The organism is Paenibacillus amylolyticus (genome assembly GCF_051136285.1).
Taxonomy (GTDB): Bacteria; Bacillota; Bacilli; order Paenibacillales; family Paenibacillaceae; genus Paenibacillus; species Paenibacillus amylolyticus_F.
Genome location: NZ_CP194938.1, coordinates 2454605 through 2469937, shown reverse-complemented (window position 1 = coordinate 2469937; position 15333 = coordinate 2454605). Strand labels below are relative to the sequence as shown.

Below are 15333 nucleotides of genomic sequence, written 5' to 3'. Positions count from 1 at the left end.
GATGATTGGGTAGTACAACAGAACAAATCAAACAAGCGTCCGTTACTTCATTTGTTTTTTGGACGGTGACTTATTTTCATTCCAGGTTTTGCGGAGCTTTTTAAGAATGTTGTTCTCCTGATGTTTCAGTAGACTGTACGTAAAGATTTTATAGCTCCGTCCATCAACCATTTTCAAGTCATAGTAGGATGGGGTGGGTTGAATCCATTTGTTTATTCCCGGTGCAGCCAATTGAATGGTTTGAATCTCCTTCCAAGGCAGATGCTCACCAGATTTGGTCATCAAGCCAGATTCATCGAAGCCAAACAATACATTGGAGCCAAAGACCCTCCTGATGTTCCATACAAACAGACGTCCAACAAACCAAAAGCTTAAGAAGGCAGCACTGCAAAAATAAAAAATGTAGAGAGGACTATTCTCACCAAAGATCACGTCACCAATCAAGACAAATCCAGCAATGATAAATAGAGCAGAAATGAATGCCTGACGTATAGCAAACTTGCGTTGGTATGTAACGTACTGCATGGATACCCCCTAGATATTATTTAAAGAGTTTACTTACCCACCTAATTCCTTTTTCAGCCGCTGAGGCGATATGTTTACCTGCGTAACTGCCAATGGCTCCACCTACGTATGCCCCGACTGCTGTTCCGGCAGGTCCTGCAAAGGATAATAAGGTTCCACCAACGATTGCTCCGGCTCCTGCAGAAGCAGACTTAATCACAATATTGGATGCAGAGACGGCAAGATCCGTTTTGGTTAAGGTACCTTCCTTATACTTGGAAACCGTTTTGACCCCTTCATCCCACACATTCAGCCCGACATTAATTGGGAATAGCTTTTTGCTGATCATCTTAGGGATCTGGGAAGTTTTCATGCCATATTGGCCTTTATTTACGCCCGCAATCACATTACGGGTCCATTGAGCAAAGCTGTTAGCTTTGTTGAATCCAAGTCCGATATCGCCAATTCTTAATTTTCCAGCAAGTTTATCAAAACCCTTCAGCCCTTTCATAACCAGACCAGGGTTGCGGAATTGCTTATCGAGTTTACGCGCCATGTTACTTAAGAAGGAATCCCCTTTACCTTTCACCCATGGAGCATTATGAATTTTGGTGCGAGAAGAGTTACGGGGATCTACCTTGAAATGAACCGTTTTGGAAAGCACCATAGACGTAGCCAAAGCCGAATATATACCCGTTCCGAACATTCCTACATTACCATGAATCCCGCTAAACTTATCCCAAGACTTGCTTCCTTGATCGTACAGATCTGATAGCGTTGTCTTAACATTTTTGCCAGAACTGGATTGACCTCCATTCGTATTAACCCCTTGTTCTTGTGACTGATCTGCTTGGGCGAAACGAGTGGCAATCGTATTCAATTCTGTGCCAATCGAAAATACAGTGGTGGAGAAGTTCGTCATTTGCCGGTGTGCCACTTGAAAGTTCTGAAAGAAATGTTCTTGCGTGATTCCAGACCACTGACTTTGTAATGAACTAATATGTCTGCTCAGGTTACTGATCATGTTTCGGCTTTGTTCCGCAGCCTGAGCAAACTGGTTTGAAACTTCCTGAAGCTTTTCAGGTGGTACTACAATTCTTGTCACAACATTCACCTCGTGGAAAAGATAATGAACATATGTAGATAAAATGAGTTTAATAAATTTCCATGAATGATTACCCAATAATTTTAAGGGACGAAACGTAGTTTCGCAACGGATAATAACCTTTTGACGCGCGAAATAGTTCTAAGGTCGGATTAGAAAAGAGATTGCCTTAAGACTTAATAGCTGTAAAAGGGACGAATGAAGCTAAATGAGAAAAGCCCACAATCCCTAATTAGGAATGTGAGCTTACGTTAATTATTCAGAACGTTTTTGCATACGAAATCAGTGCGGTAATGGTAATAATGTTAAGTAGCGTGGAGATCAGCACTGTCTGAGCAGCAAAATCAGGCTCGTTGTCATATTCCTCGGCGAGGATGGAAGAGTTGACCCCAGTAGGCATGCCGGATGCGATAATGAGAGCCTGAGCAGCTATGCCTTCAAGTCCGAGCAGCAGCACGATACTAATTCCAATCGCCGGGCCAATCAGCAGGCGCAAAAATGTGCTAATATACACATCAAGACGATATAGACGAATTGGATATTTCACGATTTGTGCCCCGAGTGTCAGCAGTGCGACGGCAACCATACTTTGTTGCGCATAGGTGAGTGGCATGGACAAAAACGTGGGCAAAGGCAGTTTCCAAGCCTGAAACAGAATGCCCAGCAGCAGCGCATACGGTACAGGCATTTTCAGAAAACCGATAATGACTGCACGATAGTTCCCCTTGAGCTTCGCACCTTGGATGGACAGAACACCATAGGTGAAGGTGAGCAGAGCCTGCAAGGACATGACCAGTGCCTGGATGGATGAGGCGAGCGGGTCACCCCTGAATACCAGTGCGTTAATCGGCAGACCGTAGTTACCTGCGTTATCCAGCATGATACTATTGTTGAAGGCAGCTTTCATGCCTTTATTCATGCGGAATGTACGGGCGACCACAGAGCCAATGATATAGAGAATGAATACATAGATGGCGTAGAAAAGCGTGACCGTACCAAGCAGCTCACCGGACATATTCGAGTGATACATGCTCATAAAGACGGCAGCTGGGGTAATACAATAGAAATTGATTTTGGCGAGGGTGTACAAGTCCAGCTTGAACACCTTTTGCATCCAGGACCCGACAGCAATCAGGAGAAAGACGGGCAGGACGACTTCTATCATGATGTCTGCAATCATTGGTTTAACTTCCTTTTTCATGAAAATTTCAAATCTTTACGGAAAACACTTCGATCATTATATCATTTTATACACAGCAACAAGGGCATTTGGTCAAAAAAGTTCAGGAGGTGTTACCCTATGATCCCGGATCATCTGGATACTGGCTTATCGATTTTGTTTATTGGCTTCAATCCCAGCATTACCTCAGGAGAAACTGGCCATCATTATGCGTATAAAGGCAACCGTTTCTGGCGCATTTTGGAGCGTTCCGGGTTGACCCCGCGGCTGTATGATGCAACAGAGGATGGAGAGCTGCTGAAGCTGGGCTATGGTTTTACCAATATTGTAGCCCGTCCAACCAAAGGCATGGAGGATATTACGAAGGAAGAGTATGCGGAGGGGCGCGAGATTTTGCGGAAAAAGCTGGAGACATTCAGGCCGGATATTGCTTGTTTTGTCGGCAAGGGTGTATATACCCAGTACAGCAAACGATCCAAAGTAGAGTGGGGATTCCAGGATGACCCGGTCGTGAAAGAAATTCAGGAGTTCGTTGCACCTTCTTCCAGCGGACTTGTGCGCATGTCGATAGAGGAGATTGTGGCAATCTATGCCCAGCTCGCGGATTTTGTAGCAGAGAAGAACGGTAGAGATTAGAAAAAATCGGCGTAATGCAAGATAGAGTTCCGTTGTGTGAGTTCACCCGTTCGGCGATGGCCGGAGAGGGTGGATTCTTTTTTGATCATAACGTGAGAGGTTTCGAGAGTGGCTTCCGTCTATATAGTACAGAACCATGCATGGACGCTGTAGAGAAGGGGGATTACATGACACATCTGATACCAGAGGAGGAACTGACTCAGCGCATTATAGATGGGGATAAACAGTTGTTTAGTGTGCTCGTGGATCGATATAAAAATAAAGTCTACGGCATCATGCGCGGAATGGGCGCGAGTCACCCGGATGCACAGGATCTTGCGCAGGATACATTTATTCGAATCTACCGATATTTGCCGACCAGGAGAGCGGGCAGTAGTTTCTCGGCTTGGGTGTATAGCATTGCGGTGAACATCATGAGGGATCATATGCGAAAAAGGAAACCGGTGATAACCGCCGATCAGAAGATCGATTCTGTCAGTGAGGAAACACCTGAGAAACGACTGCTGCATAAGGAGATGCAGCGGGAAATCCATCGTCAGCTTGAACAGCTGCCGGAAACATACCGTCTGGTATTGCTTTTGAAATATACGAATGAGCTAAGTTATGAAGAGATCGCCACCATTACAGATATGAGTGACGCACAAGTACGTAATGCACTTTATCGAGGGAAGAAAATGCTGAGAAAGCAGATGGAACGTAAAGGAGGTTTATCGTCTTATGAAGCCCATTTCAAATGAGCAGGAGAAGAAGCAGGATCGCAAGTGGGAGGAGGAACTGTTTCGCGAGGGGCCGGATGCAGATTTTACATTACAAGTGATGCAGAAGCTGGATCATATATCTATGGAAGACCCTCATGTGCAGGTGCCTTGGGAAGCAAAGAAGTCGCATAAGAGCAAATGGGTTTATCGAACGGGGATCGCCGCAGCGGCTGCGATACTTATTGCAGGAGGGACTTGGGCTGCTTGGGATCGCACAACGGAAAAGCCTGTTCAAACACCTGTAAACGCAGTTAATATTCCCCCTTTGCCTAATATTCCTGTCCCGGAAGTTCTGAGGTATGCCAATTTGGCGGACGACTATAAAAGGCTTCAACCGCTGGGGCTTGTGGTGAACCCAAACATTAATATCGATGATCAGGGTTATAGACTCAAGATTGAAGATGTGCTTGTAGATGGTTCCCAACTTATACTTATGCTGCAGCAGACGGCACCTGACGGGACAGAAATGTATCTGTTGGACTCCAAAGCAGAGGATATCCACATTACGGATACAAACGGTAAAGACGTTGCTGAACTTGCTCGTGATACAAGGCAAGGTAGCGGCTCTCTGAATAAACTGGTATTTCAGCTGCATCGAGACATCCCGGATGAAGTCGCTGTTCGTGGAGAATTTGGACATTTAAATATAGGGGACGACTCTGATGTGAATACCAAAACCGATACGGACAAAAAGGTCACTGTAGACTGGAACTTCCAGTTCAAACTGGATATGACCCAAGCCAAAGCGATGTCCAAAGAAACTCTGATGAATGCATCATACACAACACCGGAAGGGCTGGAACTGGCTATGACGGAACTGGTGCAGACGCCAAACGGAACTCGGCTTGATCTGGAAGTGAATCTGAACGAAGGCCTTCGCGCTAGAGCAGCAGAAGATTGGGCAAAGGATATGGATATTCTGTATCATATTTCAATGATGGACACGGGAGAATATCGCATTTTCAACGGGGGCAGACCTAATGCACGTCAGGCAAAATTCCGTTATCGGGATTTGAGTCAAGTGAGTGCGGGAGGTTCACTTAAGCTATCGGAGACATGGGACCCGTCTTTGGTAACACTGAATGCGGACAATATTCGCTTTGTCCTGGACGGTTACACGATTCCTGTGAAAGAGGAACAGACGATGGAGGTTGATCTGGATAAGGCTAGTAAGGAATCTAAGTTCTATACGTTTGCCTCATTTAATTCTCTTGGAGATCAGATGGATATACGCAGTTTCAATTATCAGCATGGGCAGTCATCGAATGACAAGACAAAAGGTGGATCAGGGGATAAAGTTTCTCTTGTTCTGGAAGGAAGTGCTTTGTTCCGAAATGAGTTTTATGGTGATCAGTGGATCGCAACGGACCCTACAGGGAAAGAGTATCCCGTTGAAGTGATGGGTATTCGAGAACCAGCCAATCTGAATGAAGAGTACGTTGTCAATGATATGAAGCTGATTGTTCATGGATTCTCAACGGATCAGGGGACGAAGTTGACGTTAAAACGAACGGTTGTGCATCGTGATTTCCGGGATGTGGATTGGAAAGTAAACCTTGCGAGTGATCCAAGTATGCCATGGGATCGATAACAGTAGGCTATCAATTAAAGTATTAAGAAAATCAAATTTAGTGCTAATTCGTTAGGTTCTAATTTAAGCAGACGAGACGAGAGATCCCATTTCATCTAATGGGGTCTTTTTAAATAAATCTGGCTCTCTATTGCTGTCTTTCAATTAAATATTGCTAGTAGCATGATCGAGGTCTAATTCCAGTAATTCTATTGATCAAAATCCTTTGTATGGTATGATTCAGGTAATATAGAGAATCTTGTTCTATTTAACGATATTCTGTTACGTACGATGCATTAAGGTTAATGAAACTGATTACAGTGGAGGTTTTTTTTTGGATGAAAGGATGACAGATTTACTAACAATTTTTTTTAGGGATTTAGGAATAGAAACGCAGGCCTTTTTTATGCGTATTGTGGCAGCATACGTTATGCATAAAGCTTTTTTTTTAATTGTCTTAGTTATTTTAGCCGTTTATTACATAATGATATCTATCTATAAATATAGAGATTTTAAGTGGCGGGTAACTTCCCATTTTGTATACCACATATTGTTTGTTTGTGGAATTGGATGGATACTATTGGTTATTTCTCCGAATATAAAGTGGGTTGAAGTATTATTGAGTGGTTCTCCTCTAATTATTTTGATCACTTATTTTATAGTTATATCATATGTAAAAGAGAGAGTATTGTACTGGAAAACGAAGAGGAAGCTTGAATGGAGATTAATTCAGGCTTTATATTTTTCCGGACTTGTCTCGGTTCCTTTTACTATAGTTTCATCAAATTGGGAAATTGTCGATTGTATTAACTTAATCAGTATTTTGTTTATTCTTTTTAGTATATATAATTCATTAAACGTTACATCAACAATGCCTCATTCTCTAAATGAAGCTGGAGAAGAGGCTGACCAAGAAGTTGAAAACGCAGACCAATTATTCCCTACTCGAAAGAGAGAGCTAGAAAGAATAAAAAGCTACATGACATCCCAGGAATATCAAGAGCCTTTTGCATTAGCAATTAATGCAGCTTTTGGTGAAGGGAAAAGTAGCTTAATTCAGGTTTTAACCTCTGATCTGAAAAAGGATAAAAATAAAGTTGTATTCCTTAAACCAACAATTACTGATACCAGAGAAAAACTTATCAATTTTTTCTTTTCCGAACTTGAGGTGATTTTAAAGGATAGTGGAATATATACAGGTAAGGGCAGCGCTATCAAAAAATATATCGAGCAATTTGGAAAGTTAGTAGAGAATAATAAAATTGATATTTTCGTAGAAATTTTAGGTGTATTCGAGAATGAGAAAAATGAGGAGTTTAGAGAAACGAAAAGGCGTCTTGAAGAGGACATACATCAAATGTTGGCATATTCATCAAAAGGACAGATGCGTAGGCTATATATTGTAGTTGATGACTTTGACCGAGTGGAAAAAAACACGATGTTTGAAACATTAATTTTCATAAAAGAGCTGGTCGATTTCAAATATTGTGGGGTTTTATTTCTAATGAATTATAATTTAGTAATTGGTGAGAAGATTACGCACGAATATTTGGATAAGTTCATAGGGAAGCGATTTGATCTAGAAAAAGTAAGCTATCGAGAGATTTTGACTTACTATTTAAATCAAAAAAAACTGTTGTCGATAGAGAACGGTTCTCTAAGTTTTATCTCAGATGTAATGGATATATTAAAGGATAAAGCTATAACACATATGGACGAAGCAGAAAAAGGAATTCTTTCTATCCTTGATAAAACTCACAAGGGGCATCAAGAGAGGTTACAACGGAAGGGTAAGGAAGATAATAATCTTCAAGATTTTGAAATTCAATTAAAAAAATATGAGAATGAACTTCAACTGTTTCAAGAAAAAATAAATAATCCACGAAGATTAAAACGTATCTTAAGAGAATCAAAAGAAGCTCTCATGTTTTTGGACAAACTTCATCAAAATGAGAGGACTCCCTTTTTTGCTGAAAATGCAAAAAAGGCAGAGCTTCATCGTATTGTTTTCAACATAGCAATGATTAAATACTTATTTGAAGAAGAATATGAACTAATAATTAGATCTGGAAATATGAATAATTATCTTTCGAAATCTGAATCTAGAGTAATCAAAGAACACATGCTACAGGATGTATCTAAAAATCTCTTTAGAGAAAGTGATGTTATTCTTCAAGAGATGAAAATTAAATTGTATCATGTGATTCTATTTCAAAGAACAGATGAAGAAGAGTATTTACAAGAAATCATAACTAAGACCGAACATAGGTTAAGACTAATAGATAATCAAAGTGCATTACTTACTGATATCACTATTATTGATGAAATATTGCCTTTTATAGAAGCAATAAAGAATAAAATAGGAATAGAGGAAATGAATCTTGTTAAAAAGCGTCTGGAAACAGTTTTTGATGTAATGATATCTTTACTTAAACAGGGGAAAGTGCAAGCAAAAGAGATTCTTGAATTATTTGATTATAAAACGATTACTGTAAATTTATTAACTATAGCCCCTTCTTTTCTCGATAGTTTATCTAAGGAAGTCGCTTCAAAGCCTTTCATATTTGAAGATAATAATGAGAAGATACGATTAGATAGTATTCTTAATAATCTCGAACAATCTTTGATCCGATCTTTCTTCGGAGATATCGAGCTAATCATTACTACTTCTGAGATTATTCATAAAAAAAGATATTTAAATTTCTTCTCTGAATTAGCGGAAGGCGTAACTAATTTGAAAAAATTAAACGATACGTTGGAGAAGTACTCCGGTTTAAGTAGAAAAGAAGACGATAGTGAATCAGTAACTGATCTAGATTGGTTTGAGAACAATGTGGTTAGTATATTGGACGAAATAAATCAACTTGATAACTTAAAACCAGAGGTCTTAAAAGCACTAACATACTGTCGACGGCGTATTAATCTCTTTATAAAACTTCTTTCTTGTCATTATGTTATTTTTGATTCTTTGTCTAAAGGGAGGTTTTCTGATCTCTATGAGGTTAAACCAAAGTACTTAACTTCATTAAAAGAAGTAGAAGAAACCATTAGGGAAATGCATTATCTAATCCTAACACCAAATAGGGCTAGTGAACCAAGCGAAACTTATCATTATTTTCATGATACAATCATACAAATAAATAAATTAGTAGGCATGAATCCTTTATCTAGTGAAACTTCTCAATATATAAGTGAAATTTATAAAATTATTGATGGAAAGCATAATGAAAATATTTACAGTGAACTGTATTGGAGAAATTGTGGGATCTTAGTAGAAAAGCTGGTATCCCAAAGTTAAGAGTTAATTCTATTGTTAGTAGCTCTTTAGAGGACCTAAGATTTGGTCCTCTTTTTTGGTTGAAATTATTCCTGACTTGTTTCTAGATATTCTGGTTTAAGCCGACTCCCTTGGAATCAGGGTGGTGGATAACATGACAGTTTCCTTTGGTGTACCCGGGCGTTCGATTCGGCGCTGCAAAGCCTCAACAGCACGTTGTCCCAGCTCCTCTTTGCATAGATGTACGGTTGTCAGTGGGGGTGAAGAGGTAGCCGCAGTGTACACATTGTCGATTCCGATCACCAGACCATCCTGGGGTACGGAGAATCCAATCTGTTGCAGCTTCTGCATCCAATGTAAGGCAATATCGTCGTTCGCTCCAATCCACGCATCAGGGCGTTCTCCTGCTGGCAGGTCTTTCATAATAGCAGCGAGCTTGTTCACCCAGTCCCCGTTCTCATAGTCCACATTCCAAGTTTGAAAACGAACGTCTTCGCTTGCTTCCATATGAAAATGATTCAAAGCCAGCTCGATCCCGATCTTGCGCTGCGCAAAACTGGCCGCACGTCCATCATCGGTAATCAAACCAATGCGTTTGCACTGTTTCGATATGAGATATCTGGCTGCGGTTATTCCTGCTTCCAGATTATCATGGCTGATCGTATCACAGTTCAGTAAGGGCTCCTGATGATCGACCAAAATCATCGGGCGTTCAGTCTGTACGAGTCGTTGCAGTACCGTGTGGGGGAAGGAACCCATTACGATGATCCCGGCACAGCGTGACCAGTCTACATGAGGGGCGATTGCTTTTTCAGAGGGAATCTCCTTGCCGGATATGTCTAGTGAAGGCGACACAATAACATGATGCCAGCCTTGTTCGTTACAACCTGTGATGATGCCTGACAGGACACGCTGCCAATAGTGAGGCTCACCTCGATTGAGCTGATTCATACAGATCAGGGCAAAGGGAGGCTCGGCTGCATCTGCCTGATTTGTATGGGTAACATGACTTGCCGAGCCGGGTGTATTCTGACGATAACCCAGCGCGCGGGCAAGTTCCAATACGCGTGTACGTGTGGATTCGCTGACACCGGTTTTACCGCTGAGCGCACGGGATACGGCGTATTTGGACAAACCAAGCTGGTCAGCCAGCGTTTGGATGGATACTTTTCGAGACATGTCGTTACTCCTTTGATGAACAGATAGATGATTCGTAATGTAATTTATACATAGTCGAATGACTTATGTTTTTGGTTGATTAGTGAATTGACGTGCTCTCGTGGAACAGGTACACTTACAGGGTGATAACGTTATTGTAATTCATAATAACAAAAATAACAATATGCTATTGAGAGTTCTATATAAGATGAATAGTTTACATAGGAACGGAGAGGACAGAAAAAACCTGGAGAAGCGGAGCTAAAAGCTTTCTGAAAGAAAGCTACATCGGAAGCATAGGCTGCGCCTTTATCACCGGATTTTCCCTTTTAAAAGGGAATCAAAAAAATCTGGGGATAACAGCGAGTGAAAGGTTATTCTGTCATCGGAGTGCAGATGTAAACTCTCTAACTTAACTTATATATATAGTGATCAAAAGGAGAGTGTTCTTCCATGGAACAGTTCAGATTACCGAAAATCCCGATGCCTGATCTTGAATTGCCTCAAGCTGTCCTGGATGTATTAGCTGAAGCAGATGAGCAATTACAGCACAGACCCAAGTTACTGGCGCAGTTTCGTAATTGTTTCCCGAACACACTTGAAACGACCACCAAGTTATTAGAGGATGGTACAACCTTTGTTATTACGGGGGATATTCCGGCGATGTGGCTCCGTGATTCGGTAGAGCAAGTGATCCACTATGTTCCGCTGGCGAAGCATGATGTGCAGCTGCAACGTATTATCGGGGGGTTGATCAAGCGACATACGTTCTATGCCGATGTAGACATCTATGCGAACGCATTTAACGAAACGGCTAACGGCTGGCATTGGGATGCCAATGATGAGACAGATATGTCGCCTTGGGTATGGGAGCGGAAGTTTGAGCTGGACTCCCTGTGTTTCTCGATGAAGCTGGCATATACATACTGGCGTGAGACCGAGCTTACCGACATCTTTGATGAACGTTTTAAAAGGGTCATGGAGCAGATCGTGTGCCTTTGGGAAACGGAGCAGCGGCATGGAGAGCAATCTACGTATCGTTTCATGCGGCGCAACTGTCCGGCTCACGATACACTCCGCAACGAAGGGCTGGGTATGCCTGTAAACTATACGGGCATGATCTGGTCGGGCTTTCGTCCAAGCGACGATGCCTGTGACTTTCACTATAACATTCCGTCGAATATGTTCGCCGCAGTTACACTAAGCCAGATGGGGGGAATTGCAAAATGGGTGTTCCGTGATGAACAGCTAGTGAGCCGTATGGCACATCTGGAGGAAGAGATCCGGCACGGCATTGCCCTGTACGGCACCCATCGTCATCCGGTGTATGGAACAATTTATGCGTATGAAACGGACGGTTATGGCAACGTCTGTCTGATGGATGATGCAGGCACGCCAGGCTTGATGTCGATCCCCTATATCGGGTATGCTTCCGTGGAGGATGTGGTGTATCAGAACACACGGCAATTTATTTTGAGTAAAGAAAATCCGTATTATTATGAAGGAAAAGCAGCCAAAGGCATCGGCAGTCCGCACACGCCTCCAGGATACATCTGGCACATGGCGTTATCCATGCAAGGGTTAACGGCAGACAATGACGCGGAGATGCTGGCCATGATTGATGTGCTGGAAAGTACAGACGCGGGGACGGGTTATATGCATGAAGGTTTTCATGCCGACAAGCCGGAGACGTATACCCGACCATGGTTCGCTTGGTCCAACAGTTTGTTTGCGCAGCTGGTGTACAAGGCGATGAAAAAAGGGGTTTTGTAGCAGAAAGTGCCAAAAAAATAAAAAGCCCAGACTGCCAGAGAACGCGGCGGTGTGGGCTTTGATTATATGTTGTTCCTTCTGGCTACGACATTAAACAGTTGATCAAACGGCGCGCTTATCCATTTTTCAACAAATCGGCAATGAGCACCTTTTGTCCAATACGTGCGCTTTCAAGGGAAGCGAGAACCATAGCCATGCTGTACTGGTTGTCACTGCAATCCGTTTCGGGCAATCGTCCTTCTTCAAGTGCAGCAAACATTTCTTCAAGACAGCCGTGGTGCCCGGTTTTGTCCATTACCGGCAGCTCGGCTTCAATGCGTTCACTGCGCTGGAGAAAGGATGGCTTGCCATCTTCCTCTAGCGTGAGCGTGTTGACCACTTCAGCATAGATGTTGTCATGACCATCCCAGATGGCGGTGCCTTTTTCACCCGTCACACGCCAATTTGCTTCCCAGGATGTTGGCACACCCTCGGTACACCAGGATCCACGGTAGTCGAATACAGACCCGTCGGACATCTCGAAAATGCATATGGCCATCGCATTGCCCTTATACCAAGACCCTGGAGGATTGAATTCGTGGCAGTACACCGACAAGGGATTGGCTCCAAGAATGTAACGCGCCTGATCAAAGGTATGTATCGCCATATCCAGCAACAACGGGCTGTCCATAAGGTCACGGAATCCGCCAAAGTGCGGCCCGAGGAAGAAATCAGCGCCTGCATATCCCGGCTGTCCAATGGTTCCGCTGGAAATCAGCTGCCGATAGGCGCGAATGTGTGGATCAAAACGGCGGTTCTGCATGACCGCTTGAATACGCCCTGTACTGCGAGCGGTTTGCACGATGTCCGTACAGTCCGAGAAGGATTCTGCCAGCGGTTTTTCGCCAAAGACGTGACAGCCTGCCTGTAGCGCGGTCATAGCAATATCATAATGGCTGGAAGGGATGGTCACATCAAATACAATGTTGGCATCGACGGCTTGAAGGGCATCACGAATATTTGTAAATGTTGGACAGGATAGATTGTGACGCTTGGCAAACGTTGATGCTGTTTCTTCGTAGAGATCAACGAGTCCCACGATTTTGGTATCTGGTCGTTCTTTGGCGTAGTCGGCCCAGGTGTTTGCCATTGCTCCGCAGCCTGCGATGATAACCCGATAAGGGTAGGTCATGTGTTCAACTCCCTTGCATAGATGTTAACAGTACATGTGATCGTTGTATTTTATGTTTTGTTTTTTCTGGGAATATGGGTGCTAATGGTTAGGTCGGTTACACGGGATTCGGCACAAAGCTGCCGCCGCGGCAATGTTTCAAATAATTCAATGCATGCACTTGCCCGGTCATTTCAAGTTCGTCCCGATACACCGGATCATGCCAGCCTTCAATGTCGATGGTGCCCTGGTAGCCGTTCTGGCGCAAAATGGTGATGATATCGGCCCAGTTGCTATCCCCAAAGCCCGGTGTACGATGCCAGACGAATTCATGCGGGCCGTGTACGCCATGTTCTTTGACAATATCCCAGGCGATTGTTGCGTCTTTACCATGAACGTGGAACACTTTGGGCGCCCATTTGCGGAGCTGTGGAATCGGGTCAATCAGGCTGACCATCTGGTGGCATGGTTCCCACTCCAGACCCACATTTTCATCAGGAACAGCATTAAACATCATCTCCCATGCGGTGGGGTTATGCGCGATATTCCAGTCGCCGGTCTGCCACGTTCCGTCCATATCACAATTTTCAAACGCAATGCGTATACCCCGGTCTGCCGCCCGTCGTGCCAGTTCGCCAAATACTTCCTTGAAACGTGGGATTGATTCATCAATCGGTTGATTGGTCAAGCGTCCGGTAAAACCGGAGACGATATCTGCCCCAAAAAGCTGTGCATGATCAATGACACGCTCCCAGCTAGCTAAGGTGTCCGCGTTATCCCCGGTTCCGGTGAGTGGATTGCCAAACACACTTACAGCCGAAATCGTGATGCCATGTTCGTCAACAATGTCGCGAACACGTTTGGCAGTTTCCGCGAGATCGAGGTCGCCTGTAGTTTGCCAGAACGTCAGATTAAAGGATTCGAAGCCGTGCTGCAAAATCTGCGGAATGACCCGAACGGCATCATGGCCGCCTACAAGGGTTCCGATACGAATGGATGGATTCATGGTTGTATTTCACTCCAATATTGGCTTATAGTACTTCGTGACACACTCATTATAGCCTTGCATCTATGGGATGGCTCTAAACAATTTTGTGCTTTATTAGTCGGATTTTGTGATGAGGGGGGAGAAATCCATGCTGGACTTGAAAGCGCTTCACGAGGATACACGTATTGATCATAAATCCCATCCGTTTCAGTTGTTCCAAAATCGCTGTGCCGCGAAGAAAACGGAAGAGTGCATCTTGTATCTGCACTGGCATGAGCATTTTGAATGGATCATTATGCGTAAGGGGAGAGCGGTATTTCATATCGATAGTCGGCCCTATGAGGCTGAAGCGGGAGAGGTCATTATCATTCCGGGCGGCGCACTGCATGTCGGATATGCACTGGATGAGGGAGATGTGCATTATGATTCGGTTGTGGTCAATCGTGCGCTGTTTCAGGATTTTGCCAATGACTCTGTGCATGAGCAATATGTTGCGCCGTATCTGGAAGGCAGTGTGAGGTTTCCGGTCAAACCGGCTGCTGAGAATGCAGCTTGTGCTGGCTATTATTCGTTATTAAATGAGGCTGTAGAAGAGATGGCGATGCAGCCTCCGGCGTATCAACTTGTGGTGAAATCCAAGCTGCATGCGTTGTTTACCCTGATGGCCCGGACGTTTATGCCACATCAGCTGCGGGACAGGTCGGGCGGGGCTTATTTTCCTAACCGCGAGCGGTTCAAGCAATTAATTGCACGGATCGAGGCTGATCCACAGGAGAAATTGTCTGTTAGTGAGGCGGCAAGCCAAGTGGGGCTGAATGTATATCATTTCTGCAAAATGTTCAAAAAGCTGACCGGGCGTACCCTCGTGGAATACGTGAACGGGTGCAGAATGAGTGAAGCACAGCGATTGCTGCAGGACAGCAGCCTTACGGTCACGGAGATTGCCGCCCAGGTCGGCTGCGACAATGCGAACTATTTCACCAAAGTGTTCAAGCAGTACAAGGGCATGACACCTTCGCAGGCACGAGGGATGAAGGAAGGGTGAACCAAGGTGTTGTGCTGATGTGACGGGAAGGGTGAGAGAAGAGAAGAGAAGTGATAGAGGAGGGAAAGGGAAAAGAAACGGAGCAGGAAGGGAACAGAAAAACCGGGTTTAGCCGAAAGTCAGCTAAACCCGGGTGGTTGGGGAGAAGGAGAACCTGAGTATAAAGCGTAAACCTCCGTAACGGATTGA

General features: G+C 43.9%; 12 protein-coding genes. 6 read left to right on the top strand and 6 right to left on the bottom strand.

Annotation, left to right across the window (positions count from 1 at the left end):
* Positions 1–42: 42 nt before the first annotated feature.
* The 3 genes from ACR8BL_RS10990 to ACR8BL_RS10980 form a co-directional block, all read right to left on the bottom strand.
* Positions 43–525 (bottom strand): hypothetical protein, encoded by a 483-nt coding sequence (locus tag ACR8BL_RS10990; protein WP_434752639.1) that lies wholly within the window; start codon positions 523–525, stop codon positions 43–45.
* A gap of 16 nt (positions 526–541) precedes the next feature.
* Positions 542–1609 carry a WXG100 family type VII secretion target gene (locus tag ACR8BL_RS10985; RefSeq protein ID WP_434752638.1) on the bottom strand — a complete coding sequence of 356 codons (1068 nt, stop codon included), beginning with the start codon at positions 1607–1609 and terminating at the stop codon, positions 542–544.
* 259 nt (positions 1610–1868) lie between these two features.
* Complete coding sequence (locus tag ACR8BL_RS10980; RefSeq protein WP_434753086.1) at positions 1869–2789, bottom strand: AEC family transporter; 921 nt, start codon at positions 2787–2789, stop codon at positions 1869–1871.
* A gap of 120 nt (positions 2790–2909) precedes the next feature.
* Here ACR8BL_RS10980 and ACR8BL_RS10975 point away from each other — a divergent pair, with 120 nt between their 5' ends.
* The 4 genes from ACR8BL_RS10975 (at position 2910) to ACR8BL_RS10960 (ending at position 9051) form a co-directional block, all read left to right on the top strand.
* Positions 2910–3425, top strand: coding sequence for a mismatch-specific DNA-glycosylase (locus ACR8BL_RS10975; RefSeq protein ID WP_434752637.1), 516 nt, complete (start codon positions 2910–2912; stop codon positions 3423–3425).
* 14 nt (positions 3426–3439) lie between these two features.
* Positions 3440–4162, top strand: coding sequence for an RNA polymerase sigma factor (locus ACR8BL_RS10970; protein WP_434752636.1), 723 nt, complete (start codon positions 3440–3442; stop codon positions 4160–4162).
* Entirely contained in the window at positions 4143–5774 is a 1632-nt protein-coding gene (locus ACR8BL_RS10965; RefSeq protein ID WP_434752635.1) for a hypothetical protein, read from the top strand. Before ACR8BL_RS10970 ends, ACR8BL_RS10965 begins: the two co-directional genes overlap by 20 nt.
* A 313-nt stretch (positions 5775–6087) precedes the next feature.
* Positions 6088–9051 carry a P-loop NTPase fold protein gene (locus ACR8BL_RS10960; RefSeq protein ID WP_434752634.1) on the top strand — a complete coding sequence of 988 codons (2964 nt, stop codon included), beginning with the start codon at positions 6088–6090 and terminating at the stop codon, positions 9049–9051.
* A 96-nt stretch (positions 9052–9147) separates the two neighbouring features.
* Here the strand turns inward: ACR8BL_RS10960 and ACR8BL_RS10955 are convergent, their stop codons facing one another.
* Positions 9148–10209: a LacI family DNA-binding transcriptional regulator gene (locus ACR8BL_RS10955; protein ID WP_434752633.1), complete on the bottom strand. Its 1062-nt coding sequence runs from the start codon at positions 10207–10209 to the stop codon at positions 9148–9150.
* Positions 10210–10641: 432 nt separating this feature from the next.
* Between ACR8BL_RS10955 and ACR8BL_RS10950 the strand changes: the two genes are divergently transcribed.
* Entirely contained in the window at positions 10642–11961 is a 1320-nt protein-coding gene (locus ACR8BL_RS10950) for a glycoside hydrolase family 125 protein (RefSeq protein WP_434752632.1), read from the top strand.
* Between the two features lie 115 nt (positions 11962–12076).
* Here ACR8BL_RS10950 and ACR8BL_RS10945 read toward each other — a convergent pair whose 3' ends face one another.
* On the bottom strand, positions 12077–13132 hold the full coding sequence (locus ACR8BL_RS10945; protein ID WP_434752631.1) for a Gfo/Idh/MocA family protein: 1056 nt from the start codon (positions 13130–13132) through the stop codon (positions 12077–12079).
* A 97-nt stretch (positions 13133–13229) separates the two neighbouring features.
* Positions 13230–14117: a sugar phosphate isomerase/epimerase family protein gene (locus ACR8BL_RS10940; protein ID WP_434752630.1), complete on the bottom strand. Its 888-nt coding sequence runs from the start codon at positions 14115–14117 to the stop codon at positions 13230–13232.
* A 130-nt stretch (positions 14118–14247) separates the two neighbouring features.
* Between ACR8BL_RS10940 and ACR8BL_RS10935 the strand changes: the two genes are divergently transcribed.
* Positions 14248–15144: an AraC family transcriptional regulator gene (locus ACR8BL_RS10935; RefSeq protein ID WP_434752629.1), complete on the top strand. Its 897-nt coding sequence runs from the start codon at positions 14248–14250 to the stop codon at positions 15142–15144.
* The last annotated feature ends 189 nt before the right edge of the window (positions 15145–15333 follow it).

Excerpts from the sequence above, each read along its gene's own strand:
- ACR8BL_RS10990 (WP_434752639.1), bottom strand. The coding sequence starts at position 525 with ATGCAGTACGTTACATACCAACGCAAGTTTGCTATACGTCAGGCATTC.
- ACR8BL_RS10980 (WP_434753086.1), bottom strand. The coding sequence starts at position 2,789 with ATGATTGCAGACATCATGATAGAAGTCGTCCTGCCCGTCTTTCTCCTG.
- ACR8BL_RS10975 (WP_434752637.1), top strand. The coding sequence starts at position 2,910 with ATGATCCCGGATCATCTGGATACTGGCTTATCGATTTTGTTTATTGGC.
- ACR8BL_RS10970 (WP_434752636.1), top strand. The coding sequence starts at position 3,440 with ATGCAAGATAGAGTTCCGTTGTGTGAGTTCACCCGTTCGGCGATGGCC.
- ACR8BL_RS10965 (WP_434752635.1), top strand. The coding sequence starts at position 4,143 with ATGAAGCCCATTTCAAATGAGCAGGAGAAGAAGCAGGATCGCAAGTGG.
- ACR8BL_RS10955 (WP_434752633.1), bottom strand. The coding sequence starts at position 10,209 with ATGTCTCGAAAAGTATCCATCCAAACGCTGGCTGACCAGCTTGGTTTG.
- ACR8BL_RS10950 (WP_434752632.1), top strand. The coding sequence starts at position 10,642 with ATGGAACAGTTCAGATTACCGAAAATCCCGATGCCTGATCTTGAATTG.
- ACR8BL_RS10945 (WP_434752631.1), bottom strand. The coding sequence starts at position 13,132 with ATGACCTACCCTTATCGGGTTATCATCGCAGGCTGCGGAGCAATGGCA.
- ACR8BL_RS10940 (WP_434752630.1), bottom strand. The coding sequence starts at position 14,117 with ATGAATCCATCCATTCGTATCGGAACCCTTGTAGGCGGCCATGATGCC.
- ACR8BL_RS10935 (WP_434752629.1), top strand. The coding sequence starts at position 14,248 with ATGCTGGACTTGAAAGCGCTTCACGAGGATACACGTATTGATCATAAA.